This window comes from Paenibacillus brevis, from assembly GCF_018919145.1.
GTDB lineage: Bacteria > Bacillota > Bacilli > Paenibacillales > Paenibacillaceae > Fontibacillus > Fontibacillus brevis.
In genome coordinates this window covers 24,970-48,057 of the sequence record NZ_JAHLQJ010000021.1, presented here as the reverse complement: position 1 = coordinate 48,057, position 23,088 = coordinate 24,970, and the positions used below count along the sequence as shown (strand labels likewise).

Annotated in this window: 24 protein-coding genes; 5 read left to right on the top strand and 19 right to left on the bottom strand. The window is 50.9% G+C overall.

Annotated elements, in window-relative coordinates; translation table 11 throughout:
- Positions 1–22: 22 nt before the first annotated feature.
- From KQJ23_RS19850 to KQJ23_RS19825, 6 genes are all read right to left on the bottom strand, one after another.
- Entirely contained in the window at positions 23–1,012 is a 990-nt protein-coding gene (locus KQJ23_RS19850; RefSeq protein ID WP_216480669.1) for a glycosyltransferase family 4 protein, read from the bottom strand.
- Positions 1,009–1,968: an NAD-dependent epimerase/dehydratase family protein gene (locus KQJ23_RS19845; protein WP_216480668.1), complete on the bottom strand. Its 960-nt coding sequence runs from the start codon at positions 1,966–1,968 to the stop codon at positions 1,009–1,011. Before KQJ23_RS19845 ends, KQJ23_RS19850 begins: the two co-directional genes overlap by 4 nt.
- Entirely contained in the window at positions 1,965–3,032 is a 1,068-nt protein-coding gene (locus tag KQJ23_RS19840; RefSeq protein ID WP_216480667.1) for a Gfo/Idh/MocA family protein, read from the bottom strand. Before KQJ23_RS19840 ends, KQJ23_RS19845 begins: the two co-directional genes overlap by 4 nt.
- The gene (locus KQJ23_RS19835) at positions 3,029–4,141 is read right to left on the bottom strand and encodes a DegT/DnrJ/EryC1/StrS family aminotransferase (protein ID WP_216480666.1); all 1,113 of its coding nucleotides are present in this window, start codon (positions 4,139–4,141) and stop codon (positions 3,029–3,031) included. Before KQJ23_RS19835 ends, KQJ23_RS19840 begins: the two co-directional genes overlap by 4 nt.
- Complete coding sequence (locus tag KQJ23_RS19830; protein WP_216480665.1) at positions 4,134–5,141, bottom strand: CgeB family protein; 1,008 nt, start codon at positions 5,139–5,141, stop codon at positions 4,134–4,136. Before KQJ23_RS19830 ends, KQJ23_RS19835 begins: the two co-directional genes overlap by 8 nt.
- Positions 5,142–5,361: 220 nt before the next feature.
- Entirely contained in the window at positions 5,362–5,871 is a 510-nt protein-coding gene (locus KQJ23_RS19825) for a hypothetical protein (protein WP_216480664.1), read from the bottom strand.
- A 189-nt stretch (positions 5,872–6,060) separates the two neighbouring features.
- On the opposite strand from KQJ23_RS19825, the gene rfbG reads away from it, so the two are divergent.
- Genes rfbG through KQJ23_RS19800 form a run of 5 tightly spaced genes read left to right on the top strand, consistent with a single transcriptional unit; the run spans position 6,061 to position 10,365 of the window.
- Complete coding sequence (rfbG, locus tag KQJ23_RS19820; RefSeq protein WP_216480662.1) at positions 6,061–7,176, top strand: CDP-glucose 4,6-dehydratase; 1,116 nt, start codon at positions 6,061–6,063, stop codon at positions 7,174–7,176.
- Positions 7,173–7,739 (top strand): dTDP-4-dehydrorhamnose 3,5-epimerase, encoded by a 567-nt coding sequence (gene rfbC, locus KQJ23_RS19815; protein ID WP_216480660.1) that lies wholly within the window; start codon positions 7,173–7,175, stop codon positions 7,737–7,739. Before rfbG ends, rfbC begins: the two co-directional genes overlap by 4 nt.
- A gap of 2 nt (positions 7,740–7,741) precedes the next feature.
- A complete protein-coding gene (locus KQJ23_RS19810) occupies positions 7,742–8,509 on the top strand; it encodes a glycosyltransferase family 2 protein (RefSeq protein ID WP_216480658.1) in 768 nt (255 codons plus the stop codon).
- Between the two features lie 36 nt (positions 8,510–8,545).
- Entirely contained in the window at positions 8,546–9,220 is a 675-nt protein-coding gene (locus tag KQJ23_RS19805) for a GNAT family N-acetyltransferase (RefSeq protein ID WP_216480656.1), read from the top strand.
- 14 nt (positions 9,221–9,234) lie between these two features.
- Positions 9,235–10,365 (top strand): DegT/DnrJ/EryC1/StrS family aminotransferase, encoded by a 1,131-nt coding sequence (locus KQJ23_RS19800; protein WP_216480654.1) that lies wholly within the window; start codon positions 9,235–9,237, stop codon positions 10,363–10,365.
- Between the two features lie 154 nt (positions 10,366–10,519).
- Here KQJ23_RS19800 and rfbF read toward each other — a convergent pair whose 3' ends face one another.
- The 13 genes from rfbF to KQJ23_RS19735 form a co-directional block, all read right to left on the bottom strand.
- Positions 10,520–11,290, bottom strand: a complete 771-nt coding sequence (rfbF, locus tag KQJ23_RS19795; protein WP_216480652.1) for a glucose-1-phosphate cytidylyltransferase — start codon at positions 11,288–11,290, stop codon at positions 10,520–10,522.
- A 175-nt stretch (positions 11,291–11,465) separates the two neighbouring features.
- Positions 11,466–12,641, bottom strand: coding sequence for a CgeB family protein (locus KQJ23_RS19790; RefSeq protein ID WP_249529929.1), 1,176 nt, complete (start codon positions 12,639–12,641; stop codon positions 11,466–11,468).
- Positions 12,642–12,665: 24 nt separating this feature from the next.
- Positions 12,666–13,757: a CgeB family protein gene (locus KQJ23_RS19785; RefSeq protein ID WP_346779433.1), complete on the bottom strand. Its 1,092-nt coding sequence runs from the start codon at positions 13,755–13,757 to the stop codon at positions 12,666–12,668.
- 1,726 nt (positions 13,758–15,483) lie between these two features.
- Entirely contained in the window at positions 15,484–15,837 is a 354-nt protein-coding gene (locus tag KQJ23_RS19780; protein ID WP_216480651.1) for a hypothetical protein, read from the bottom strand.
- 19 nt (positions 15,838–15,856) lie between these two features.
- Positions 15,857–16,153 (bottom strand): hypothetical protein, encoded by a 297-nt coding sequence (locus tag KQJ23_RS19775; protein WP_216480649.1) that lies wholly within the window; start codon positions 16,151–16,153, stop codon positions 15,857–15,859.
- Positions 16,150–16,503, bottom strand: coding sequence for an alpha-helical endospore appendage domain-containing protein (locus KQJ23_RS19770; RefSeq protein ID WP_216480648.1), 354 nt, complete (start codon positions 16,501–16,503; stop codon positions 16,150–16,152). The genes KQJ23_RS19775 and KQJ23_RS19770 overlap by 4 nt, the downstream gene beginning before the upstream one ends.
- Positions 16,504–16,536: 33 nt before the next feature.
- Positions 16,537–16,869: a nucleoside-diphosphate sugar epimerase gene (locus tag KQJ23_RS19765; protein ID WP_249529928.1), complete on the bottom strand. Its 333-nt coding sequence runs from the start codon at positions 16,867–16,869 to the stop codon at positions 16,537–16,539.
- A gap of 100 nt (positions 16,870–16,969) precedes the next feature.
- Positions 16,970–18,307, bottom strand: a complete 1,338-nt coding sequence (locus KQJ23_RS19760) for a glycosyltransferase family 2 protein (protein ID WP_216480647.1) — start codon at positions 18,305–18,307, stop codon at positions 16,970–16,972.
- 34 nt (positions 18,308–18,341) lie between these two features.
- On the bottom strand, positions 18,342–19,418 hold the full coding sequence (locus KQJ23_RS19755; protein ID WP_249529927.1) for a GT-D fold domain-containing protein: 1,077 nt from the start codon (positions 19,416–19,418) through the stop codon (positions 18,342–18,344).
- Between the two features lie 17 nt (positions 19,419–19,435).
- On the bottom strand, positions 19,436–20,179 hold the full coding sequence (locus KQJ23_RS19750; RefSeq protein ID WP_216480646.1) for a sugar phosphate nucleotidyltransferase: 744 nt from the start codon (positions 20,177–20,179) through the stop codon (positions 19,436–19,438).
- The gene (locus KQJ23_RS19745; RefSeq protein WP_216480645.1) at positions 20,176–20,946 is read right to left on the bottom strand and encodes a glycosyltransferase family 2 protein; all 771 of its coding nucleotides are present in this window, start codon (positions 20,944–20,946) and stop codon (positions 20,176–20,178) included. The genes KQJ23_RS19750 and KQJ23_RS19745 overlap by 4 nt, the downstream gene beginning before the upstream one ends.
- The gene (locus KQJ23_RS19740) at positions 20,946–22,124 is read right to left on the bottom strand and encodes a glycosyltransferase family 2 protein (protein ID WP_216480644.1); all 1,179 of its coding nucleotides are present in this window, start codon (positions 22,122–22,124) and stop codon (positions 20,946–20,948) included. The genes KQJ23_RS19745 and KQJ23_RS19740 overlap by 1 nt, the downstream gene beginning before the upstream one ends.
- A 9-nt stretch (positions 22,125–22,133) precedes the next feature.
- Entirely contained in the window at positions 22,134–22,961 is an 828-nt protein-coding gene (locus KQJ23_RS19735) for a glycosyltransferase family 2 protein (protein ID WP_216480643.1), read from the bottom strand.
- Positions 22,962–23,088 lie beyond the last annotated feature (127 nt).

Genomic DNA, 23,088 nt, shown 5'->3' with positions numbered 1-23,088 from the left:
GGTATACCTCAGACCTCCTTTCTTATGGCCGCAGATTGGCATACACCTGTTCCACTTGATCTACGACGGCTTCTTTGGCATGATACTTTTCTGCATAGGATCTGCCTTTTCTCCCCAACTCCTCGTAAAGGGACGGGTTTTCCAGAAACACCTGGATGGCGGTCACGATATTGTCCGGATTGGCGTTCATGATCGGTAATTCAGAAGGGAATTTCTCGACCAGATCGCTGCGAATATAGGTGATTACCGGTTTGCCCAGAGCCATCGATTCTACGCTGAGGAGACCATAGGAGCCGCACCGGATTTGGTCGACAACCAAATCAGCCGCCCGGTACATTTCCACCGCCTGCTCGTGGTTCATCTTTTCAATTCGCTTATATTCGAAGTCATACGACTTTTGCAGCTCCTGAATGGCCGCTTCGATAGCTACCGTTCCTTTAAAATCCTGTTGTGTCGGGGCATGCACAATCAGCGGCCGTCTGACCTTTCCGGGCGGATATGCCGGAGTAAAGGGAGCCAGGTCGATCGAGATCGGTATGACATGCACTTTTTTGTAATAAGGCTGGACATATGTGTATACTTCATAATCCTGGACGATGGCTTCATCCACATATCGGGTAATCTCTGTTAAGCGGCTGTGAATAACTTCATTGGGCGGCGAATCTCCGGTAAAGACATAAGGATTGTTCTCCCGAGCCTGCTCATGAAAACGGACATCATTGCCCCAATGATGCATGACCATTTTTTTGCCTTTGCTCTTGATAATCTCCAAATCCTTATAGCCGTCAAGAAGACTGGTCGCATAATGGAAATGAAACACGTCGTAAAAATTGATCAGATGATGGCTCGTATTCACGAGCTCTTCCATGTTTGTATTGATTAAATGATCCCTATATCCCAAATAGGTATGAAATGTATTATAGCCCGTGGCAAGGTGACCCCGCTTTTTCAATTCTCCGCACATAGTCCCCATTTGCCCGGCGATTTCTAGTTTTCCGTGAAAAATCCTCATCCCGGCGACTTCCCTCCTCTTCTCCATTGATCCGTCTTCCCAAGCCCTGATGCCAGATCCACTTGAGGCTCCCATCCAAGCGTGCCCCGCAGCAGCCCGGCATCCAAAGACCGGCGCCGAACGATATCCACTTTTCGCTTTGGATGCCAGGAGATGGCTAGCTCGGACCGTCCGGCAATTTGGGAAATGTGCTCAGCAAGTCGCATGACGCTAGTCTCTACCCCTGTGCCGACATTAAACACCCTTCCTATTGCTTCGGGATGGACTCCTGCAGCCATTAAGGCATCGATCGCATCATCAATATAGGTGTAGTCGCGTGTGTTCGTTCCGTCCCCGAAGATCGTGAAAGGTTTCTCAAGGTCCGCCTCCTCGAAAAACTTGGCTACAACCCCGCAGTAGGGATTCGTCGTCAGCTGACCCGGACCGTAAACGTTCGACAAACGGAGCACCGAGATCGGGAATTGATGCATCCTGAAATAAACCTGGCAGTAGTGCTCCATGGAAAATTTACTTGCTGCATAAGGAACCGATGTTTGATACCAGCTCTCCGGAGTCGGAAATTGTTCTGCATTCCCGTAAACGGAGGCCGTGGACGTATACACAAACCGCTGTAAATCAGGACATAAGCGCTTCGCCTTTTGAAGCAGCAAATAGCCTCCATACAGGTTAACATGAAAGTCATCGTCCATATTTTCGGCGGACATGACAAGATTTCTACAAGCCAAGTGAAAAATATGGGTTGTTCCCGGAAGCACCCGTTCCAACAGTTCTTCATTCACATATGACATCTCGTGGAAGGTGATCCGGTCCGAGACCGGAACGTTCTCTCGCCGGCTTGTCGAGCAATCATCAATCACCGTAATGTGCTCAGAAACGGGAAGCAGCCTGAGCAATAATTGAGAGCCTATAAATCCGGCACCTCCGGTTACCAGCACCCGTCCAAAAGCCGAGCTCATATTCCCACCTCCAGATCACCCATCATTTCCGTATGAAACGAGATTAATGGAATTGGCATGCTACGGCCTTTCAGCGCAGAATCATATAAAGCGAAGATCAACTCGAGCGCCCTTTTCCCTTCCTTCGCATCAATCAGTACCGCTTTCTCCTGGTTCTTGGCCGCCTTTATAAAGCGTTCGTACATTCTGACATGCTCCTCTCCGGCAGGCTCTATCACCGGGTCGGGGACATTTGGATCTGAAAATGACCATTTACGGACTTCGTCCAGACGAATGCCTCCGATGCTTACCGTTCCTTTTTCTCCGAACAAGGTGATACAGTTATCATAATTGCCGGGATAAGTTACCGTATTGGCCTCAATCATCCCGATAGCACCGTCTTTAAAATTCACGATTCCGGCAGCTACATCTTCGGTTTCCTTCATAAGCAGACCGCGCTGCAGGCTTCCAAATACCCGAGTGCCGTCGCCCAGAAACCATTGAAGCAGATCGACGAGATGAATGCCTTGGTTCAGCAGCATCCCCCCATCCTGTTCCCACGTCCCTCTCCAAGGGGCTGCTTCATAATATGCTGCGGATCGCTGCAATCTCATCGAAACAACGCCAAGGTATAACTTGCCCATCGTACCCGACTCGATTAACTCCTTCACCTGGGTCATTATTTTTCTATACCTTAGCTGGTGGCATACTTGCACGGTGACTTCATACTTTTGGGCAAGGGCGATAATATTCTCCGCATCTTGGAGGGATAAGGCCATCGGTTTCTCGAGCATGACATGCTTGCCGCTTCGGATAGCCTCACTCGCGAGCTTGGCGTGCAGGGCCGAGGGAGTAGCGATAATGACCGCCTGAACTTGTGGATCCTTCAGGAGTTGTTCCATGTCCGTATATTTAGCCATCTCTCCCTGACAACCCGAAAATTTAGCATAATCCGCTTCCACGGCAGCCATGCGCTCCGGCTGAACGTCAAACAATGCAGTAAGCTCCGCATCTTCACACTCGGCCAGCGACCGGATGTGCCGATCGGCTATTCTTCCGCAGCCGACCAAACCAAACTTGATCATGACAGGCCTTCCCCTTTCGTGGTGCGCAAAGCGGAGATGACTTGATCCTGCTCTTCTTCGTAAAGGAAGGCGCCCATAGGCAAGGCAAACAACTGAGTCGAAAGCCGTTCCGACACCGGGAAATCGCCCGGGCCATGATGAAGATGAGCATAAGCTTCCTGTAAATGCAAAGGACAAGGATAATATACACTTGTTTGTATATTGTGAAGTTTGAGCTGCTCCAGCAACTTTTCTCTCTGTTTAGACTCTACGCAAAATAAATGATAAATGTGACTGCGATCCTCTTTTTCCGGTGAAATCGTCAGATCGGGCAAGTCTTTCAGCGCTTCGCGGTAGCGCGCGGCCAAAACCATCCGGTTTTTATTCCAGTTATCAATCTTTGTCAAGGCGATACGAAGGATGGCCGCATGCAATTCATCCAGGCGGCTATTATACCCAAGGATGGTATGATGATATTTCTTCTCGCTTCCGTGCTGGCGAAGGAGACGGACCCTCCGGGCAAGATCATCATCTGAAGTGACGATCAAGCCGCCGTCGCCGACGGTACCCAAATTTTTGGTCGGAAAAAACGAAAAACATGCCACATGGCCGATGCTTCCGACGCGGCGTCCCTTATACTCCGCACCAAACGCCTGGCACGCATCCTCAATGACCTTCAGATCATATCGGTCTGCAATATCCATGATTTCGTCCATATCGGCGGATTGGCCGAATAAATGAACCGGGATGATCGCTTTCGTGGCCGGGGTTATTTTTTCTTCGATACGGGCCGGGTCTATGCAATAGGTGTGCGGATCAATGTCGGCAAAGACCGGAACGGCGCCGACCCTGGATATCGCTTCTGCCGAAGCAAAAAAAGTAAACGGAGTCGTGATGACCTCGTCTCCGGGGCCAATTCCTAGTGCGTCCAGTGCCAGAACCAAGGCGTCCGTGCCGTTACCGACGCCGATCGCATGCGCTGCCTGCAGATAGGCCGAAATTTCACTCTCCAGCTTTTTAACGTTTGGTCCCAGCACATACTTGCCGGATTCAATGGTCTCAGTTATGGCCTCCAACATTTCGGGCAGAATCGATTGAAATTGGCGGGCCAACGGTACTAATTCAATCATAGAATGATACCCTCTTTTCCATTAGTAATTGTTCCACGTTAGGCCAAAGGCTTTCCAGTTCACGGGAAAACGTATGCCTGGACAACACCTTTGTTCTTGCCATGCGGCCGATGGCCGTCCGCTGCTCCGGATGCTTCAAGTAGTACCGGGCCAGCTCCAATGTTTCATCCGGATCCGACGAATAGACAATCTCTTTCCCATGTTCAAATAATCTTTCCAGCTCTTCCGTCCGGCTGGCGATCATGAAGGCACCGCAGCCAAGAATTTCAAACGTGCGCTGGGTAACCTGATCCCTGGCATTCTGCACACCAAGCATAATCTTGCTGCCGTGGTACACCCCCGCTGTCCTCTTGTAAGGCAGGAAACCATGAATGCATGAAGGCGGCAAGGCCATGCCGAATTCATGCTTGAGCAGCGCTGCGTTCTCCTTCCAGTTGCCCCCCCAAACATGGACGTTTTCAGGCGAGGCAACCAGCGGGAACAGAAGCTCCTTCAGGCTTTCATAACGATATGTTCTTGTTTCCAGATGCGTCGTCCCAACAAAAGCAATGTCATATTGTTCAGGGCCGACGTCCCGTTTTTCCGGAAAAAGACGCGGGTTAAAAGCAAAGTTCAGAAACTCCGACAGGATCCCTTTTTCGTGGTACATGGAGACACAATCCGGATGAATCGTCCAGACGATGTCGGGGTTAAGGCGCTGTACCGCTTTTTGAGACAGCCTTTCAAAATGAATTTTGTCTTCCGTAGCCCAGTAAATTTGGAGCAGTCCATATTTCTCGCACCAGTCCGGAATGACTTCCAGCGGAAACTCGGCCATAGGTTTGTCGTAACCGACAGTGATCAGGATTTCAGGCCGAAAATAAGCAATTGCAGCTTCGATTTCTTGCTGGTTCCAGGATGACTGATAATACAATTTGTGGCCGAGTTGGCTTAAAGCGTCCCCCAGGCTGTTAATATAACAGGACAGATGATTCAGAAAAAAGATTTTTCGCGGTTCCAAACGAGTTCTCTCCTCTCGCTAAACCCTTTACCCAGCGAAATTCTTTATTACTACCTTACCTTATGGCAATAGCCGCGTAATGGCACGGCAGGCGCACAGGTACGAGCCTTAAAATTCGGGCACATACCATGTCCATGAAACTTGTAAGCTCCATAATCTAAAAAAAGGCTCTCTAATAAAGGCTTAAGCGCCTTTCGAGAGAGCCTCCTTCGTCAAAAGATCATAAGCGAATCTGCGTCTGATTTCTCAGCATAGTCTGCAAATTGCCAAGAAGCGCATTCCCATCCAGGTTGAAGGATCCTGCAACATTCGTAAGCACCGAATTAAGCTGATCGTAGAATGGACGAATCGAGGAAAGAGCAGTTTGCGGATTCACCTGCGGATCTCTGATCAGCTTATCAATGCTGTTCAGTTGAGCCACAAGATCATTCAAAATTTGCGGGCTGAATCCCGCTGCGGCCGGAACCGTGCCGGCTGCCTCTTCGCGTGCCGCTGACGCAAGCGCGGTTTGAAGTTCGCTTCTCTGCTCGTCATCCAGGTTTAGCGCGGCCATTTGCTGCTGGAATTGAGCTATTGATGGCTCAGTTGCCCCACTGCTTTGTGCAGCATCTGTATTTGTTTGAAGTTCACCTAGAGCTCTGAACAATTTACCAAGCGGATGATTCTCGTCACCAACATATCCTTGCAACATGGTGGTAACCTGCTGCAATCTAGTTTCCAATTCATTCATCCAATATCCCTCCCTTCTCGTGCTATTCTATGCCGAAAAGAATCTCGTGCTTGGATGAATACATATTTTAAAAATTTAATAGTCCAGTAGTTTCTTGCCAGTTTCAGAGTTCTTATCCAAACCATATGATGCCTCTGAACGATCTGCTATCTTCATTCATTTAAATAATGGAAAGGAGGAGATGGTGAAATGGCGCTCGACAAGCCGGAGCCGTGCCCCGGCTTCTGGAAAGGAAAAAAGGTGTTTTTGACCGGTCATACAGGGTTTAAGGGGACATGGCTAAGTATGTGGCTGCATTCGATGGGCGCACAGGTCACCGGCTATTCTCTTGAACCTGCCACCAAGCCCAGCATTTACGAGATTTGCCGAATGGATGAGATTATACCTTCTTATTATAGTGATATCCGCGATCTTGCTTCCTTATTGGCAGCACTCTGCGAGACCGCCCCGGATATCGTTATTCATATGGCCGCCCAACCCCTTGTCAGGGAGTCGTATAATGACCCGGTTACCACATTCGAAGTCAACATGATGGGAACCGTTCATTTATTAGAAGCGGTCAGGCAGACCGTCAGGCGCGGCTTAAGGATCTCGGCCGTCATTAATGTCACGACCGATAAATGCTACGACAACAGGGAATGGGCCTACGGATACCGCGAAACCGACGCTCTGGGCGGAGCCGATCCTTACTCCGGCAGCAAGGCCGGGTCTGAAATTATTACCGACAGTTACCGCCGCGCTTTCTTTCACCCCTCGGATTCCGCCGCTTCGATTGTACCTGTCGCTACTGCAAGAGCCGGCAATGTAATAGGCGGCGGGGACTGGAGCAAAGACCGCCTGGTTCCGGACGGTATTCGGGCCATTCTGGAGCAACGGCCGATCCTGCTGCGCAACCCGAAGGCGATTCGTCCTTGGCAGCATGTATTTGAGCCCTTATCCGGATATCTGCTACTGGCGCAGAATCTAGCGACATCAAAAGCGATATTTGCCAAAGGATGGAACTTCGGCCCTGATCACACCAGCTCTGCTTCCGTCGAACAGCTTGCGGGTCTTCTATGCAAGGAGTGGGGAGAAGGCGCCTCCTTTGCCAGTGAGCTTAGCGCCAAACAGCCCCATGAAGCCCACTACCTCAGTCTGGACAGTTCCATGGCCAGGCAGGAACTTGGCTGGCAGCCGCGCTGGGGCCTCGGCCCCGCTGTCACTCATACCGTTGAATGGTATAAAGCCTGGCATCGGCAGGAAGATATGCGAGCATTGAGCCTGCGGCAAATCAACGAATATATGAAGGGAGCACAGACAGGATGATCATTCAGCCTTGCAAATTGCAAGGGGTTTACGAAATCATCCTCCAACCCAAGCAAGATCATCGCGGACATTTTACCCGCATCTATGACCAGAAGATCTTTCAAGAGCACGGGCTAACAGGAGAGTGGATCCAGGAGAACCGGTCGTTCTCAGCGAAAAAGGGAACACTCCGCGGACTGCATTTACAGCACGGGATCTATGCGGAGACAAAGCTGGTCCGGGCGGCCAGAGGAGGCATTTTCGATGTATTCGTCGATTTGCGGCCCGGCTCTCCCACCTACGGTCAGTGGGATTCCATTTTACTGACTGAGAACAACCAGCGAATGGTCTATATCGGAAAAGGCTTCGCCCATGGCTTCTGTACGCTTACGGATGATTGCGAGATCGTGTACAAGACCGACCAGCCTTATGCTCCCCAGCATGAAGGCGGCGTTATCTGGAACGACGAAAGCCTGCGTATCACCTGGCCCATTCTGAAACCCGTCATTTCGGAAAGGGACCTTTCCCTTCCTTCGCTTGATGAATTCAAACGAATTCAGCAGCAAAAAATAAAGGAGAGATGATGATGAACCCCTTGGTAAGTATTTTGATCCCGACTCATAATCGTCCGGAATATTTTGAACAGGCTTTGGCTAGCGCATTGATACAAACCTATCCCAATATCGAAATTGTCGTCGGCGATAACAGCACGAACAATTTGACAGAGCAAATCGTTGCGAAACACCGGTCACACCCTCGCGGCTCGGCGATTCGTTATTATCATCATTCCGGAAATATCGGTCCGATTGCCAACCAGCAGCAACTCCTCAATCTCGCTAACGGCGAGTATATTAATTATCTGAATGATGATGATTTGTTTCATCCCCGCAAAATTGAAATTATGATGCGTCATATTCTTAGCCATACGAACGTCGTGCTTGTCACATCCCAAAGAAGAGTCATTGATAGTAAAGGAAAACATGTCTTTGTTCCCCCGATCGGAACGTTCAAGCTGCTCCGTCCGGTAGATACGGTCATTGATGGCGGGGTTTTGACGCGGGATATGCTTCAAGACAGAACCAACTACATCGGTGAACCGACTACGGCATTATTCCGCAGAAGAGACCTTACCGAACCATTCGGTGTACTCGCCGGGAAACAAGTGCTTTTTGCGGTCGATATGGCCTCCTGGTTCAGTCTCATGACCCGGGGGCATGCTATCTATCTCGTCCAGCCGTTAAGCTATCTGCGGTTCCATCCCGAGCAACTCTCCCAAAGTAAATACGCACAAAAAATTGCCGAGATGGACTATAAAGTGTTTGAAAGATTTGCAAAGCTTCGGGGCTTTGCCTAAACCTAGGCTATGTGAGAACAGAAGGGATCGTTCTACATGAAGGAGATACTGCGAAGCTATAAACAAACATCAGCAAGCTCTATCGCTGACCGCTGCATTCCGATTAACGTCAAAGGCGTTGTTCGCGGCAGATTAAGGCCGATCACAGGCGATACGCTTCAAAATCCGGCTGAAATCAAACTGATTGCCGAATGGAGGGAAGCCTCTGCAGATTGGTTTACGACACGGTTTCCCTTGTCGGAAGCCGGAACCGCACGGTGGCTGGAGCAAGTGTGGAGCGCGGATGACCGGATTTTGTTCTTTGTGGACGACGAGGAATATACCCCCGTGGGCCAAGTAGGACTCCTGCATTATGATCCGCTCAAGAAACAGTGCGAATTCGATAACCTGCTTCGGGGGCGGAAGGGGAAGTTCGGAAACATCATGATATATGCTCTGATTACGCTTGGCATTTGGTCGATCGAGGAGCTTGACGTTATGGAAGGCTTCATCCGCGTTGTCGCGGACAATTATCGGGCTATTCGTTTGTATGAAGGTCTTGGAGCTGAAGAAATCGAAAGAACTCCGCTCATCAAGCTGGAGGAGAATGGTGTGACCCGCTGGGTTCCAGGACAGCCCGGATCAAGCCCCCCTCCCGAACGTGAGCTGGCCACGATGCGAATCAAAAGGGAAGTGTTTCTGAAGCTGCATCAAAGCAATTTACCGAATTGAAAGGCGGGATGGATATGAAAGTCAGATTATTTAAACCTTCCGTCGGCAAAGAGGAGCTTGAAAGCATACAGGACTCGTTCAAAAAGGCATGGCTCGGCTTAGGGCCGAAAGTGACGGAATTCGAACAGCGGTGGAGTCAGTATATCGGCTCTAAGGAGTCAGTGGGGGTGAATTCCTGCACAGCAGCACTCCATCTGGCTCTTGCCGCTTATCGGTTCCCCGAAGGAAAAAAAGTGCTGGTTCCCGCCTTGACGTTCGCTTCAACCGCAATGGCGATTCTGTATAACCGGCTTATCCCGGTCTTTGTCGATGTAGATGAAACAACACTTGGAATCAGCCTCGAGGACCTCGATAGAAAATTCGACAAAGATTGCGTCGCTGTAATGCCTGTTCATTTCGGAGGTCACCCGGTGCCAATGGACGAACTAGTCGCATGGGCGAAATTGCGTAGTCTCAAAGTCATTGAAGATTGCGCCCACACCGCCGGCGGCAAATATAAAGGCAAATCGCTGGGAACCTGGGGGGATATCGGCTGTTACAGCTTCGAAGAGAAAAAATGCATGACGACCGGCGACGGAGGCATGATCTCCTTTGATGATCCCGAGCTCCTGAATCCGCTCAGACATGTCCGCTGGATCGGCATCAACAAGGATACGTGGGTACGTTATGAACAGTCTGAAATGGGAAGCCCGGATACAAACGGCTGGTATTACGAAATCTCTGACATCGGCTATAAATACAATATGAATGATCTGATGGCCTCGATCGGTCTCGTTCAATTGCAAAAGCTTGACGTCATGAATCGGAGAAGAGAACGCATTATCGGGCAGTATTTGAACGCCATCAAGGACCTGGATTATATTCATCCAGCCATTCCCTACCATTTGCAAGATTCTTCTTATTGGGCATTTATCGTACGGGTACAGGACAGGGAACGATTCATCGCCCACATGCAGACTCGGGGCGTGTCGACAGGCGTTCATTATATGCCGCTTCCGATGCAGCCTTTGTTCATGAAGTTTGCCGGAGAAACGCCGGTTGCGGAGTCAGTCTGGAAACAACTGGTCACCCTGCCGTTGTTCCCTGATTTGACGGCAGAAGAAATCGAACACGTGAAGGAAAGCATCCGTTCCTACGACGAATAAACACAGCAAAGCGCGGATTCCGAAGGGCATAGTCCCTTGGTATCCGCGCTTTTGCTTATTTACCCCCAGCATGTATTCTATCCTAACTAAAAATCAAAAACCGCTGCAAGACACTCTGCCACAAAAGTGTCCGTACAGCGGTTCTCGTTACTGGTTACCACACTTTCCAAGGAGCTTGCCCGGAGCTCCAAAGGGATTGCAAATGGCTTTTGTCCCGCAATGTATCCATCGCATACCAGAAGCCATCATGCCTGTAAGCACGAAGCTGTCCTCCCGCAGCAAGATTTACTAGCGGTTCCTGTTCAAATACTGTTGTATCATCCGTCAAATAGTCAAAGACTTCCGGCTGCAATACAAAAAAGCCGCCGTTTACCCATTTGCCGTCCCCTTTGATTTTTTCGTTAAACCGGTTTACGGTTCCGTCTTCCTCGATCGAAAGCGCGCCGAATCGGCCTGCAGGTTGGACGGCGGTTACGGTAGCAAGTCTCCCATGGGATTTGTGATACGCTTCCAGATCCTTAAGAGATACATCACACAATCCATCACCGTAAGTCAGCATAAATGGTTCATCGCCAACATACGGCTGGATTCGTTTGATCCTCCCCCCCGTCATCGTTTTGCTGCCTGTGTCGATAAGCGTCACCTTCCAAGGTTCGACCTGTATATTGTGAAATTGAGAGTTCCCGCTGGGATATTCAAATGTCACATTGGAATGATTACGAACATAATTAGCAAAGTATTCCTTAACGGCTTCTCCCTTATATCCGAGACAGATGATAAATTCGTTGTATCCGAAATAGCTGTAAATTTTCATAATATGCCAAAGTATCGGTTTATCGCCGATCTGGACCATCGGCTTCGGCTTCGTTTGGGTCTCTTCGCTGATCCTGGTACCCAACCCTCCTGCAAGTATCACAACTTTCATGAGCATTCTCCATTCTATAAAGAGGTTTGGAAGAAGTATAAGATATTATATGTGTCTCCTAGCGCTTTGACAGGTACAGCTATAGTACGGGCATTGTCATATATTTGAGAATGCTATTACCCGAATAGAAGTGAGGCCAGAACATCACAGCGGGCAGGAAAAGCAGGGACAGGGGTTATCCAAAGATGACCGTCAGAAGTTCGTTTACTCTGTGGGTATAGGTATGCTCCTTTAAGGTCCGGTCCAAGGCACGGAGCACGATTTCACGGCGCTCCTTCTCATGATTCAAATAGAAATCTATCTTCCCGAGCAATTCCTCCTGTGAACTGAATGTCTCTATCTCTACGCCAGGCGTATAAAATCTTGCTATATCGCTGCGGACATCCACAATTTGCAGGGTACCGCTGGCCGCAATTTCGAAGGTACGGGGATTCGGGGACAGCGCCTCGATCATCGCGGCATTGTTATTTACCGAGACGTCGTTGTACGCCCGATGCAGGTTGATCGCAATTTTGCTGCTGCTATAGACTTCCGCCGTCTCTTGTGGCCCCATCCATTTGTCCATCTCAACTCTGCCGGGGTATGTGCCGGGCTCGAACAACCGATCCCACCAAAACCCGTTAATGTAAAGTCCGCGATCCATCAACTCATTAAGGATTGGCCGGAAGAAGTCGACCCGGTTCCAAAAGGCGCTGCCCACAAAGGACAAATTGCGCCGGTTAGCCGCACGATCGCGAAGCGGCCGATAATAGTTGGTATAAGCCGCGAAAGGGAGATAATGAACATTGGCGCAGCCATTTTGCCGATAAAAATCAACACAGCTCAGTTCCAGCGTAAAAATGTAATCATAGTGCAGCGTAAGCCCGGCAGTGACATCCGTATAATAAGGATCATCCGTCAGCCAGAGCGCTGTCCTGATCCCCATTCCACGGATTTCGTCGACCTGCTCGAGAGGCAAATTCCACCCATCCAGCGCCAATACAAGATCCGGTCTGATTTCGGCTGCCAGCTGGGCGACAGCCTGGGACGGATTCGTAACCGTGACGTTGGCGGCAAGCAAGCGAAGGGTCTCCTGAATCCCATCATCAACCGGCGAATAAGGATACTCCTTGCCTGACGTAATATATAAGACATGAATCTGTCTTAATGGAAACACAGGAGCCGGTCTGCTCGTTAAAACGTCCATTCTCCCGCGTAAATATCCTTCGTCAAATCCGTCCTGGAGGCCGACGTTTCTGCCCAGTTGTCTTATCGGTATCTCTTCAGGAGCCATCACTGCCGCCTTTGGCTGTCTTGCTCTTCCGCTCCTTCTTTTTACAATTTCCGTCTCTCCGTAAGGTTTCGCCAACATTTCCACTCTCCTTGGGGGATTTCCTTATTTCACGATGGCAAGCATTCGTGCGGCGCGGTCACTATAGGTGTGCCGCTCCCTCGTCGTCCGGAGCGACCTCCAGGCCATCTCGATACGCTCCTGCTCATGCGTCAAATAATATTCGATTTTGTGCTTCAATTCCTCCGCTGAACCAAATGTCTCGATGTCATATCCCGGCCGGTAATACCGCTGAAGATCCTCTCGAACATCTGTAATTTGGAGGGCGCCGCATGCGGCGATCTCATAGGTGCGGGGATTGATCGACAGGCCGGGCAGATTGGCTGTGTTCGCGTTATCCTGGCCCGATTCCGTAGGGCGATGCATATTAATGACGATTTTCGCCCCGTTATAATAGATCCGGGCTTCCCCCGGTTCGACCCATCCTTCGCGAATATGAGGCCTAAGAAGTTCTTGCTGCTGAAGCCTGCTCCATAAACCACCGATGATCCGAACCTTTTTTCGCGACAGATAAGGGGCCAGCTCGTCAAACAAAGCGACCCGGTTCCAAAATCCGCTGCCAATGAAGCACACATCGGATTGATAAGAACGAGGCGGCTCGATGGGAGCAAATCGCTCCGAATCCGCGGCAAGGGGCAGATAATGGACCTCGCTGCAGCCAGCTTCCCTGTAAAAAGGAACGCAGGAGAGCTCGTGCGTAAATACATAATCGTAATGCCTCGCAAGCGGCAGTGATCTGTCGGTAAAGTAGGGATCATCCACAAACCAGACGGCGGTCCGGATGCCCCGGCTGCGAAGCAGATCGATATGCTCGCTGTGCTCGGCGGGAAACACATGCAAGCCATTCATTACCAACACCAGATCGGGGTTCGTTTGCTCCGCTTTCTGAAGCATCTCTTCCGGGCTAGCAACCTCCAATGCCCCAGCCAAAGCCCGCAGAGCCCCAATCATCCCCTGATCTACGGATTCAAAGCCCTGCTGAACATAAAGAATGCGGATCTCTTCCTTGGGAGGAGCTGTCACCGGGGTTTGTTCCATGACCGCCACACATCCCCCGTATCGATATCCCTCGTTCCATCCTTGCCGATATATCGCTTGCCGGGCTTTTTCTTTAGCGCGCAATGTTGCTCTGTTCACGGCATTCAATCCTATCTATGGGTTAATCTCTTGACTGTATAACTATATGCGGAGGGCCATTCGCCGGAGTGGATAAATACCCGTTCGCCTTGTAAATTGGCGAATGTCCCAGCTTGTCCGGCCTTTGAAAAGTCATCAACGCAAAAAAAGCCGACCATTGATTCTGCGTGCCGGGGGCAACGTGTGAAGTGTGCTTACGATCGCTGTTGTTCGCGGATTTCTTTGATTGAATAAACATAGCAAGGAAGAAATCCGCTCACAAAGGCGAACACTCCGTTTCTACAGTACACTTCACACTTATGCCCTTATTACGCAGTTCTCTTAGTTCGACTTTATAGTGTCAGATGCACTTTAGTAGCACTCACACACGCCCCTTCATGCGGTAGCAAAGCCCTCGCATTCATATGTATAACAGGCTCGTCATCCGGTATATAAAGTGCCGGATGGCGCTGATGCACTGCAGACTTTACTAGAGCTTGACCAGAATGAGGCTGATTAGGACGAGTGAAGTTCGAAGCAAGACTGGAATGCTAGTGGACAAGATGATGGCGGGACAGGCGGGGAGGTTCGGTACAAGGCCGAAGCATCACGAGCGCAATTTAATTGCTTTTAGGCACTTTGCAGCTTAGGCCCATCCACGTGCAAACTGCATTGCAGTTGAACTCAATAAGCGCGATAGTTAGAACAAGAGTGTGAAATGAATCTGAAAAAGCGGAGCGGTCGCCTTTGTGAGGGGATTTCCCCCTTGTGAGAACTTAGTCCGATCATGGAAATCCGAGAACAACAGTAACTGAGCATCATTGCACCTTCACGGGTAGGTGCATAGACAACTACCCACACACGGACTATCCCCAGCAGATTCTGCAAAATGCCGACAAAGTACGTATACGCACATCTCACATCAGCATCATGCAGATCCCAACCTGCTCAAAGCTCCCAACGCGCGATGCTTCACAGCATGACGACAGTTGGTAGACCCCATACAAATAAAAATTATACGCATTTAGTGAAAAAAGTTACTCTAACTTTAGGTGAAGTGGCGAAAATGCGGATATAGTGAAATTCTTTCGCTTAAAGTTGGCTAAACCGTGGTTTTAACTAGATACTGGATATCTAAGGTAATTTTTTTCACTAAAATGGGGTTCGAGCGCCGAATGAAGAATTTAAGGTAAAAAATTTCACTGGAGTGTGCCCTTGTAACCCGTGACAGGAATGAGGGTGACCAAGTGGGATGAGTAAAGCTCGGATCAAGACTGGAACACCCCGTCGGATAACGAAGTTCAGCGTTCCACACAAGGCCGAAGTCAACAGGCGACTGGGCACAACTCCGGGCGCCAGTGTTCCATGGGGCTGTGCATAAAGTGAATCGCGCAGGTTTCCATTCGTGATACCTAGCCTAAGGCGAGCCTGGCAGCAAGGGGACGTTGGGAGAGGCTATTGGTGTACGGAGTACCCTGCTGCATGCCACAGGCTGCAAGCTTATTGTAATGCAACATGTGCAACTGCATATCAGTTAAACAGCAAGGCGTAGGAATCAGGGCTAAGTGTGAAGTGTGCTGAAGAAGCGAAAGCGTTCGCCTTTGTGAGCGGATTTCTCCCTTGCCGGAACTTAGTCCAATCATGGAAATCCGCGAACAACAGCGATCGTAAGCATACTTCACACGTTGCCCCTCTGACGCACCTTCTTATTGTTTTGCACACGGGGCGGACGATCTAGCCGCCTCCTTTACTTAAATTCCTGCTGCTGGTAAGCCAATTTGTGCCCGTCTTCAAATCCTTTAGCAAATCCCGAATTGAAGCCCTCCTGATACGTTTCGTTATATCCCTCTTGATACAGAGCATTCTGATCCACGTCTGCCGGCACCGGTACGGGAACCGGTGTCTGGACCGGATTTCGGCGACGTCGGGCTGTACCCCGGCGTCTGGCTCCGCGACGGACAAGCTTTCTTGCGCGCAGTGTCTTCCGCCGTCCATATGCCTTTTTCCCATTGGCTCTAAGGCGTTTGCCTTTTCGCACTGTCCGTTTTATACTGCTCTTTCTCCCTTTCCGCAATCTGGAGCGTTTCTTTTTTAGCGCCATTTCAATGATCAGCCTCCCCTTAATTCAAATTGGATTCAATAAAAACGCCTTTATCCGGATTGATCCAAGGCGCTGAAGGAATCCCGGTATTTAGCGGATTCAGCGTGATATTCATTAACATCGATGCCATCGCCTGCTGATACCGTGTTATCCGGTCCATATGATTCGCTAATGTAAGAGCTGTCTCTTCAGAGTATCTCGACATATCGGCAATGCTTTCCAGAATTCGGGCCAGTGCATTTTGACTTCTCGAAATAGAAAGAATCACCTCAAGCTTGGCATCCCGTTCATTTCGGAGACTAGAGATCGGTATCATTTTTCTTTGTCTCCATCACCGAATCCCATCCCTCCGCCAAATAGATCCCCAAAGCCTCCCGAATCATCCCCGCTGCTTTCACCCGACGACAGCAGTGAACGCAAATTGCTGCACAGGCCGTTTGACATTTTGGTCAATCCTTCAATGATTTCCACGATCTCATCATGCACTCCGATCGGCTTTGCTAACTGGTTTTCGTGGTCTTCGAAGCTTTGTGCATGTACGTGGTTCAAGCTCCAGGTTCTTACCTTTTCCGCCTCTACCGCCTTAGCTTCGAGAATCATCGCCACGTTCCATTGAATCTTGGCCATAGCGTCCAAGATGTTGAGATAAGCATGTTCTCTGCTCATACCGTCACCTCCAGTGGCTTCCGCTTATATGGCCTACTCATCTTCCGAACCATTTAGCTCCGACATGACATGCGTTAAATTTTCTGCCATGGCATCCTGCAGATCGGCAATCGAATTCAAGTACGATACGAGGCTTTTGTTGATAGACGACGAATTTTCCATCAAACCCTCCACACCTTCGAAATTCGGACTCTGGTCGGGAAGCGCGTTGACGATTTCAGACAGCCTGACGGTAACATGGCGTTCGGCATCAATGATACGGGCCAATTGCTGGTGCGAGTGCCCTATATGCATGATAATATCCGTGATTTTCTGTTCCACTTCCAGCCCTCCATTTGACCTAAGAATCAGGACATTTTCATTCAATCACCCGAAAAAACGCCCTGGCATTCTACTGTTTCAGCATATGCCGGGGCGCTGTTCTATGTTACGACAGGACGGGAATTCCTTCCCGTGTTACAAGCAATCAAATCTCTGCAGAATTGTACCGGACCGGCGGCAGCACAGGCCAGCCTTCCGGATATACGGCAAGCTCCTCAGCCGTCACTGTTCTTGCCCTATTCTTTAATCCCCATGCTTCAGCGGCATACTCGGACCAAATGAGCCGGGCTGCCCCTTGATCAATCTGAAAAAGCCGGCCATCCGGAATCCGGACCACAGCTCCTTCACCGATCGGCCGATCCCCTCGCGACGCCTCCGACAATGCCTGGACCGCTTCCTCCATCTCCCAATCTCCGCCAAACGGCAATCCTCGGAGCGTCTGCTGCGATAGCCTGACCGCACATGCAGATGGATGCAATGCATGAAGATCAGCCATATTAGCGTTCTTGATCCTGTATCTCTTCCCCTGGTCAACCCAATACAAATGCCCTGCCCCACTGATGGCAAGGATTTGAACGGGGCAGCCCTCTATCCGGGGAGTCTGGTCCGTAAAGGCTTGCCCGCCCCGCTCCTTCCTCTTCTGCTCGATCTGCCTGAGCCGTTCATGAGCCTGCCCCCATTTTAAATGGAAATAAGCCTTGTTCTCCTGTCCGATCCGTTCAAAAAGCCGGGGGCCTAGACTCCTCATTGTTTCGCTGCCCAGATGATGGATGAATGAATCCCCGGCAATCATCAGCCTCCATCCAAGAAGCCTCAAACGCACCGACCAATCATCATCCTCATAGTTGCCAACACGAAAGCCTTCATCGAAAAAGCCGATTTTCTGGAAGACTTCCCGCCGCAGCAGCAGGCAAAACCCGACGAGTCGTTCCGTTTCTTTCCACTTCGCCTGGCCTAGCCGGTTTCGGCTGGCTGCAAATTCCCTCATGCCTGTAAGATCTCTGTACGGAACTTCAATCTGTTGCTCCCCGCCGATATAATTAGTGACCGGCCCGACAGCACCGATGTCCGGGGAACTATGAAGACAGATCAGCATATTTTCAAGCCAATGGTCCGTCACGATCACGTCATTGTTCAGAATCAGCACCGTCTTCCCTTTCGCCATCATCAGTCCGGTATTAACGGCTCCGGCAAAGCCCTGATTGCGCTCATGCACCGCAACCCGGATTCTGCGTCTTGTCTGCAGCGCTTCAGGCGTGCCGTCATCCGATCCGTCGTCAACGATAATCAGTTCATATGGAAAAGGGGTACTAGCCTCTATGCTGTCCAGACATTGCAGCAGCAGATTCTTCTTATTGTAAGTGGGTATAATAATGCTTGTTCCGTCAAACGGCTGATCATAGTCTTCATAACCCGCCGTCTTTCCTCTCTCATACCCGGCCCTGTACCCCTTATCGAATAAAGTCTGTCCGCTTCTTTTCATGCGCCCCCTCCTTGTCGATTGGCGGAGCTTTCTGCTATGCGCCACTCTCAAGTTTATTCGCCAAATGGCCGAAATCGAACGCCGGCTTGCCTAGCCGGCTTGCAATTTCCGTGCAAATCAGCACCGCCGCAATCCCGGCCGCTACCAGCGCAATGTCAAAGGCATATCCAGATGCAGCACGCACAACCAACTCCGTATCATGAACACCTCTGACCGGTGTAATAAGGCCGCTGATCTCAATATTATGCGGTTGCAATGCCATAGCAAGCCCTTCTGCCCGATTGCCCACGATCAGCACCTTCCTGCCCTGAAGCAGCGGAAGCAGCAGCCCTTCTTCCTCCAAGGCGTAATTCACCGTGGAGGAAGTAAGCCGAAGGCTTGCCGGGTTCAGGCCGTAATGTCTGAAAACCGGGAGCAGCAAGCCTTGGAAGGATGGATGCCGCGACTGCGGAACACCGATAATATCCGCCTTGCGCAACGAGTCAGCAAGTGCCTCGCGGATCGAATGTGCCGGAAGCTCCACCCCGCTATAGGGGAGGAAGGGGCCACGCTTACGCACTTCTTCCATCGGCAGAATCGTGTCATGGGCCAACGTCAAAAGTTCTCCATCACCGAGCCGAATAACGGACAAATGAAGCCCGTCATCCATGGCATCCTGCAACGCTCGAGCCACCTCACGCGCAGGGAGCAGCGGGATTATCGCTTCCGGAGAGAGCTGCCGGATGCCTGAAGCGATTAAACCTTCGACCGTCACGCCGGGCATAATCATGTTTGGCGGGAGCAAACGTGTCACGATCCCCTCCCCGCCCTCGAAGTATCCTTCCCGGTAGCCGGCTTCATAGGCATCACGGAGCGAGGACTCCAGCAAACCCGCGGAATTCTCCTGCTCTTCTCCTTCCAACGAGGAATTTCCCGATTCCGAATCCATGATAAGGTCCTGCTCTTTCTCATACAGAACCGAAGAACCCGATTTCCCCCGCAATGTCCGGGCGGATTTTCGTCCGCCCGGACGCCCCCGATCATGGTAACCAGATTTGCGTTCACGGGAAAGCTTCGTCGAAAGCCTTCTCCTTCTCCGCCTTCTCCACTTTTTGCCCGGTTTGGTCTTCATCTTCCCACCTCCCGCCGTCAAGGTTTCTTCTCGGGCCCCGTATCCTTCATTTGCTCCGCAGCAGCATGCAAAGATTCGAACGTTCCTGCATCCGTCCACCACCCATGCAAGATGTCATATTCGAGCTTCCCCTCGCTGGCGTACAAGTTATTGACGTCCGTAATCTCAAGCTCCCCCCTGCTGGACGGCTTGGTAACTGCAATATGCTCAAATACTTTATCATCGTACATGTAGATGCCAGTGACACAGAAATCAGACTTGGGGTGCTTCGGTTTTTCTTCGATATATGAAATCAGTTCAGGATGATTCGGGTCAAAGACCGGAACTCCGTATCTCTCAGGATCGTCGACTCTCTTCAACAATACCCTGGCCGACCCGGCAGGCTGCTCGGCAAATTTGTCGGCGTAAGGTTTCAGACTCTCAAGAAACAGATTGTCGCCGAGCAAAACTACCAAGCGGTCGCCTGGAACGATATAGCCGCGGGCAAGCTCCAATGCTTCGGCGATCCCTCCTGCATTCTCCTGGATTTTATAGGTCAGCCTGACACCCAAATCGCTCCCGCTCCCTAAAAAGTCGGTGTATAGTCCGGCGGACTGCTTGCTGATGATCAACAAGATATCTGTAATTCCTGCCTCCTTAAATTTTTCGATCCCGTAGCAGATCATCGGCCATTCGCCGACCGGAAGCAGATGCTTGTTAATCAGCCGGGTTAAAGGTAATAATCTTGTGCCTGTTCCTCCCGCTAAAATAACGCCTTTCACGGACTCTCCTCCTTTTGTATGAACTGCCGGGGATCGGCTCCCCATTTATTCATAAACCGTCTGCGGTTATTTTCAATTAAGAGCTTCCACTCCTGTGGCTGCGTTTCCCTGAAGGTCGCGCTGCCTTCATGATAAATAAAGGTGTCTTTGCAAATGAGCAGCTTGAAGCCTTCCTTGGCAGCCCGGTAACAATAATCGTCATCTTCATAATGGCCAGGTGAAAAATCTTCGTCCAACGGCCCTATCCTCTCATACACACTTCGCTTAAACATAAGGCAGAAGCCGATAAGCCGCTTTACTTCCATCCATTTCGAACGATCCGTACGGTTAAACGTCCTCGCAAATTCCATCCATTCATCGTCGTCCTGTCCGCCAAGGCCAGCATCAATCTGCTGCTCTCCGCTCGCATAATTCGTTACCGGCCCGACTGCCCCTATGTCCTCCGCACTGTTTAAAGCAGTCAGAAGCTGGGAAAGCCAGTTCGGGGTAACCCTGCAGTCATTGTTCAGCAAAAGCAGCTGTTCCCCTGCGGCGACAGCCATCCCTTTATTGCAGGCCACCGGAAATCCCCGGTTTTCGGGCAAGGAAATCAGGATCAGCCGCTCCCTCCGGCAGTATTCTTTCGTGCCGTCATTTGATCCGTTGTCAACGACGATAATCTCATAAGGAACATCCGTATGCTCACGGATCGACTCTACGCAATTTTCCAACAGTTCCAGTCCGTTATAGGTAGGAATAATAATACTTGTCATTGCCCGGTTGTTCATCATCCGTTCCTCACTTTCGCCAGCTGCGAGCGAGAGGCGGTTTCCCAGTTCAGCTTCGCCCCTTTACGGCGTATCGCCTCATTCAGCGCCTCCAGATGATCCCCTAAGATCAGCAAAACTACGCTGTTTCCCGCTCCCGAATTTCCTTGGCGGAGCCTGTTGCGGCTGATTACATCTGCGGAGCAGGGCGCTGCTACCGCAAGCCCCTCCATGATCGCGATTGCCTGTGCCTTCGGAGGCACGGCCAGCATTTCGGTCCCTACTGTCTCGATGGCTTTTCTCGATAAAACGTGAGGGACGGCGGTTAGGGAGCTGCTTCGCAGATCCGGGCGGCCGAGCGCCTGATTCAAGTACAGCTTACATCTCGTTACTTCATCCTGTCGTTCATAATGAGGAAGATAGCCGGAAATATCATTTAATACGACATCCGTCCCCTGCTCCCGTTCGTACAAAAATGCGCCAAGCTCTTCGGCGGGCACCTCCATGTCACCGTCTACAAACAATATCGAATCGCCCGTCACCAAAGCGGCACCGACGGATCGTCCGACGTCATGGCCGAGCCGGTCGGGAAAGTTAGCCAATATAATGTTTTTGCGCCATGCCACCTTGGAGAAGCTGTTATCCGTACACCCATTCAAGACCACGACAATTTCACTCAGCGGCAAACGCTCCAGCTCATCGATCACCTTTCCAAGCGTATCTTCTTCATTACAGGCGGTAATGACAGCGGAAGCCTTCGAGAACAGCGGCAGGGGTACACCGTAAATACTCTCGTTCTCCTGCCTTGAAACCGCATAGCCCTTCTGAAAGGAGAAGCATAGAGCTAGAGCATCAGAATATGTCGGCCGCTTTCCCGCCATGTGATCAGCGAACCATTCCGTCAATGCGCTTTGAAAATGGCTCCGGGACATAGGCCCGTTAATCTCTCCATGCAATCGCAGCGCCTCCGCTCCGGCTTGGGCTCCTGCTGCATAAGCGGCTGACAAATCCAGCTTCGGCCGGAGGGGCGCCGAATTTCCGGTTCTCTGCACCGGACGGCGTCTGTGCCGTTCTTTTCTCACCGAACCGACCGGGTGAAGAAACGTTCTGCCTCGCCGGGTTGTCTTTTTTCGGCCTCCGAAAGCGGCCGGTTTATTGCGTCTTTTTCGTATTCTGACGATTTTTTTGGATCTGGTCACCTTATCTGCTCACCTCGCTCTTTCACGAAGCCGCCCAAGATCGGAAAATCCGCCGCGGGGACCAAGCCGGTTTATGAGCAGCTGTGCAGCCTCCAAATGATCGCCGATCACTAACGCCGTCAACAAATCCCCCTCCCCCTGCTGCCTAAGCCGGGTCCTTGGACGGTTTAAACGCCCGACGTTCACGGAGTGCACAGCCTGAATCTCCAGTCCGCCCAGAACGGCGGCTGCCTGGGCCAGCGGCGGCTTCTCTAGCGCCTCGAAGCCTATTCTTAGTATGGCATGTCTGCTAAGTGCATGCGGTACTGCCGTTAATGAAGCCCCCTTCATATCGGGTCTGCCGAGGAAAGAGTTCAATGTATGCTTGGCGCTGACAACCGGATGTGCTTCCTGACTTTGAACCGGTCCGTCATAATCGTTCAGAGCCACATCCATCCCGGATAGCACCGCAGCCGTGAACGGCCGTAAATCCCTGGCCGGAACAACCATATCCCCGTCGATAAACAATAATACTTCGCCCTTTGCATGTCTGGCGCCGACCGCCCGCGGGACATCGTGTCCAAGCGGATCCCTGTATTCCAGAACAATAGCTCCTAGCCTTCTCGCGAGCCGTGCGCTTCCGTCCGTACAGCCGTTTGCCACGATAATGATTTCAGTCTTGGGGTGTACTCTGGCGGCTTCCCGAATCACCCCGGCCAGTGTCTTCAGCTCATTCATAACCGGAATGATGACAGAGACGACCGGCTTGGGATCGCATTGAAAGAATGCTCTTCTCTGCTTTTGTTTTTGGAGGGCTGGTCGTCTTTTGCGTTGACTGAGCCGTCTTCTCTTATCCATCAAGGTCCATCCTTCCAGATAATCATAATGGCTGGAATATAAGATAGCTTATGCGGCGTTTCGCCCTATGTAACGGCAAACGTACAGACTTCCCACGGTGCAAGCCCCAATTCAGCAAACAAGCGTA

Coding starts and splice junctions, on each gene's coding strand:
- KQJ23_RS19835 (WP_216480666.1), bottom strand. CDS start 4,141: ATGATTGAATTAGTACCGTTGGCCCGCCAATTTCAATCGATTCTGCCC.
- KQJ23_RS19760 (WP_216480647.1), bottom strand. CDS start 18,307: ATGAAAAGAAGCGGACAGACTTTATTCGATAAGGGGTACAGGGCCGGG.
- rfbF (WP_216480652.1), bottom strand. CDS start 11,290: ATGAAAGTTGTGATACTTGCAGGAGGGTTGGGTACCAGGATCAGCGAA.
- KQJ23_RS19810 (WP_216480658.1), top strand. CDS start 7,742: ATGAACCCCTTGGTAAGTATTTTGATCCCGACTCATAATCGTCCGGAA.
- rfbG (WP_216480662.1), top strand. CDS start 6,061: ATGGCGCTCGACAAGCCGGAGCCGTGCCCCGGCTTCTGGAAAGGAAAA.
- KQJ23_RS19770 (WP_216480648.1), bottom strand. CDS start 16,503: ATGAGCAGAGAACATGCTTATCTCAACATCTTGGACGCTATGGCCAAG.
- KQJ23_RS19735 (WP_216480643.1), bottom strand. CDS start 22,961: ATGGATAAGAGAAGACGGCTCAGTCAACGCAAAAGACGACCAGCCCTC.
- KQJ23_RS19805 (WP_216480656.1), top strand. CDS start 8,546: ATGAAGGAGATACTGCGAAGCTATAAACAAACATCAGCAAGCTCTATC.
- KQJ23_RS19850 (WP_216480669.1), bottom strand. CDS start 1,012: ATGAGGATTTTTCACGGAAAACTAGAAATCGCCGGGCAAATGGGGACT.
- KQJ23_RS19775 (WP_216480649.1), bottom strand. CDS start 16,153: ATGATACCGATCTCTAGTCTCCGAAATGAACGGGATGCCAAGCTTGAG.
- KQJ23_RS19790 (WP_249529929.1), bottom strand. CDS start 12,641: ATGTTGGCGAAACCTTACGGAGAGACGGAAATTGTAAAAAGAAGGAGC.
- KQJ23_RS19825 (WP_216480664.1), bottom strand. CDS start 5,871: ATGAATGAATTGGAAACTAGATTGCAGCAGGTTACCACCATGTTGCAA.
- KQJ23_RS19745 (WP_216480645.1), bottom strand. CDS start 20,946: ATGAACAACCGGGCAATGACAAGTATTATTATTCCTACCTATAACGGA.
- KQJ23_RS19780 (WP_216480651.1), bottom strand. CDS start 15,837: ATGGCGCTAAAAAAGAAACGCTCCAGATTGCGGAAAGGGAGAAAGAGC.
- KQJ23_RS19845 (WP_216480668.1), bottom strand. CDS start 1,968: ATGAGCTCGGCTTTTGGACGGGTGCTGGTAACCGGAGGTGCCGGATTT.
- rfbC (WP_216480660.1), top strand. CDS start 7,173: ATGATCATTCAGCCTTGCAAATTGCAAGGGGTTTACGAAATCATCCTC.
- KQJ23_RS19800 (WP_216480654.1), top strand. CDS start 9,235: ATGAAAGTCAGATTATTTAAACCTTCCGTCGGCAAAGAGGAGCTTGAA.
- KQJ23_RS19755 (WP_249529927.1), bottom strand. CDS start 19,418: ATGAAGACCAAACCGGGCAAAAAGTGGAGAAGGCGGAGAAGGAGAAGG.
- KQJ23_RS19840 (WP_216480667.1), bottom strand. CDS start 3,032: ATGATCAAGTTTGGTTTGGTCGGCTGCGGAAGAATAGCCGATCGGCAC.